At 65.1% G+C, this 2,746-nt stretch carries 3 protein-coding genes; 2 read left to right on the top strand and 1 reads right to left on the bottom strand.

What is annotated here, in order from left to right:
• The coding region (locus QOC89_RS30625) for a hypothetical protein (RefSeq protein WP_323048471.1) at positions 1–402 on the bottom strand (402 nt) is incomplete at its 3' end.
• A 92-nt stretch (positions 403–494) separates the two neighbouring features.
• Between QOC89_RS30625 and QOC89_RS30620 the strand changes: the two genes are divergently transcribed.
• Both QOC89_RS30620 and QOC89_RS30615 read left to right on the top strand, forming a co-directional pair.
• A complete protein-coding gene (locus tag QOC89_RS30620) occupies positions 495–1,640 on the top strand; it encodes a glucose 1-dehydrogenase (RefSeq protein WP_323048470.1) in 1,146 nt (381 codons plus the stop codon).
• Between the two features lie 4 nt (positions 1,641–1,644).
• The coding region (locus QOC89_RS30615; RefSeq protein WP_323048469.1) for a glycoside hydrolase family 15 protein at positions 1,645–2,746 on the top strand (1,102 nt) is incomplete at its 3' end.

Here is a 2,746-nt window from a genome sequence, read left to right as displayed (position 1 = left end):
GTGCGGCGTCACTACGTATTCCTGGGTTCCAGCGGCCATCTCATGCGGCATGCCGCCCGGCAGGCACAGTGCAGTCGGATAGGTGCCAAGCCCGCCCTGCGCCTGGTCGTCCATGCTCTGCTGGAACACCTTCTTGTATTCCTCTGTGAGCGGGGCTTTCTGACCGACCCCCCAGGGCTTGTTTGGATCGTACTTGATGACCTGCCCCTGCAGGCGATAGTTGATGGTGATCCACTGGCCCTTCCAGTCGGGGTATTTCGGCTCTTCGGCTGCTGCGCCTCTGCCGGCCAGCAGCATGAGCGCGGCCGCCAGCGCAAACGTCATCCCACTCGGGTTTCCACGCACCATGATGTCCTCCTTGCCTTGCGAAAGGCGTGCCTGCTTGTTCTCGATCGCATGCAACCGCCATTCGCCCCACGGCCAGGATACACGCCCGGGCGCGCAATTGAAACGCCGGCTAGATTGCCTGGGGGCGAGCAAAGCCGGAAGCGGGATTGCGGCCGAACAAACTTCCGCGCCGGGGGTTAGAGCAGGACAGCCTCTTTGACATTGCGCCGGCTGAAGGGTTTCCAGGCGACGCGGAGAAATGCAGCTTCATGCGCGCGCTGGCCGTTTCGCCCGGTATTCCGAATTCCCTGCGGCTCGAGGACGTGCCGGAACCGCCGGCGTCGGACGGCGAGGTGCTGGTAGAGACGCTTGCAATCGGGATCTGCGGCACCGACCGCGATATTGCGGCGGGCTTGTACGGCTGGGCGCCACCGGATTCGGACCGGCTGATCATCGGTCACGAGTCGCTCGGACGTGTTCTGGAAGCTCCTGCCGGAGGCGAACTGCGGCCCGGGGACCTCGTCGCCGGGATCGTGCGGCGACCCGATCCAGTCCCCTGCCCCGCTTGCGCGCATGATGAATGGGACATGTGCCGCAACGGCCGCTACACCGAGCGCGGCATCAAGGAACGCAACGGCTACGCCGCCGAACGTTTCCGTATCCATCCGAAATTCGCGGTCAAGCTCGATCCAAGCCTCGGCGGCAGCGGGGTGCTGATGGAGCCGACCAGCATCGTTGCCAAGGCGTGGGACCAGATCGAGCGCATCAGCCGGCGCTCGCAGGCATGGCGGCCGCAAAGCGTTTTGATCACCGGCGCCGGCCCGATCGGCCTGTTGGCTGCCCTCGTGGGCAAGCAGCGCGGCTGTGAGGTGCACGTGATGGATCGCGCTGCGAGCGGCGCCAAACCTGAACTGGTAGCGGCCCTTGGTGCGGCCTATCATGCCGGCACGCTGAATGGGATCGCGCCGGACCTCGTCATCGAGTGCACGGGTGCCACCACGGTCATTCTTGAGGTGCTGGAACGCGTCGCTCCCGATGGTATCGTTTGCCTCGCCGGCATCTCCTCCGGAGAGCACAAGCTGACATTGGACGCCGCCAAGCTGGAGCGATCCATGGTGCTGGAAAACACCGTCCTGTTCGGCACCGTCAATGCCAACCGACGCCATTATGAGGCCGCGGCCACGGCCTTGACCCGCGCCGACCACGTCTGGCTTGACCGGCTGATCACGCGCCGCGTTGCCTTGCGCGACTGGCAGCACGCGCTGGAACGCCGTCCGGACGACATCAAGGTCGTGGTCGATTTCAAAGCCTGACAGCATGACGTTGCCGCTCGAGGACTACGCGATTATCGGAAATTGCGAGACGGCCGCGCTGGTCGGACGCGACGGCTCGATTGACTGGCTATGCTGGCCGCGGTTCGACTCTGCTGCTTGCTTTGCCGCGCTGCTGGGCACGGTAGACAATGGCCACTGGATCATCGCGCCGAGCGGAACCGCAGTCAGCATCACGCGCCGCTACCGGCCTGACACGCTCGTCCTGGAGACGCGTTTTGAGACCGCTACAGGTGCCGCGGTGCTGGTCGATTTCATGGCCCCCTACCTTTGCGGCGGCCATCTCGCCCGTCTGGTCCTGCCCGAATGGGGCACGGTCGCGTTCGCCATCGAGCTCGTGATCCGCTTCGGCTATGGCCAGATCGTGCCATGGGTGACCCGGACGGAGCATGGACTGCGGGCGGTCGCCGGGCCGGACAAGCTGCTGCTGCACTCCTCCGCCGAACTTTATGGCGAGAATTTCCGCACGTTGGGCGAGTTCTCCGTGAGCGACGGCAAGCCAGCATCCTTCCTGCTCAGCTACGGATTTTCCCACCTACCGGACCCGCCGCAGGAACATCCCTCCAAGCTGTTGCCGCAGGCCGAGCGGTTCTGGCTGCAATGGTCCGCGGCGTCCGGCGTCGAGGGCCGATGGAGCTCAGACGTGAAGCGGTCGCTCATCACGCTCAAGGCGCTTACCTACGCCCCCACCGGTGGGGTGATCGCTGCCCCTACCACCTCCTTGCCGGAGCAGCTAGGCGGCGAGCGCAACTGGGATTACCGCTATTGCTGGCTGCGAGATGCGACACTGACGCTGCTCGCCTTCATGAACACGGGTTTCTACGACGAGGCGCGCGCCTGGCGGGACTGGCTTTTGCGCGCGGTCGCCGGCAGTCCCGAACAGATGCAGATCATGTACGGCATTGCCGGCGAGCGAAGCCTGGTCGAGCTGGAACTGCCCTGGCTGCGAGGCTACGAGGGCTCTGCACCGGTCCGCGTCGGCAACGATGCGCACCAGCAGCTTCAGCTCGACGTTTATGGCGAATTGCTCGACGCGCTGCATCAGGCGCGTGCTGGCGGCATCACTCCCGACGAGGACGGCTGGTCGC

Origin of the sequence: Paraburkholderia sp., from assembly GCF_034668105.1 — a bacterium.
GTDB lineage: Bacteria > Pseudomonadota > Gammaproteobacteria > Burkholderiales > Burkholderiaceae > Paraburkholderia.
The sequence above is the reverse complement of the archived record's forward strand: the minus strand, read 5'-3'. Positions and strand labels throughout refer to the sequence as shown.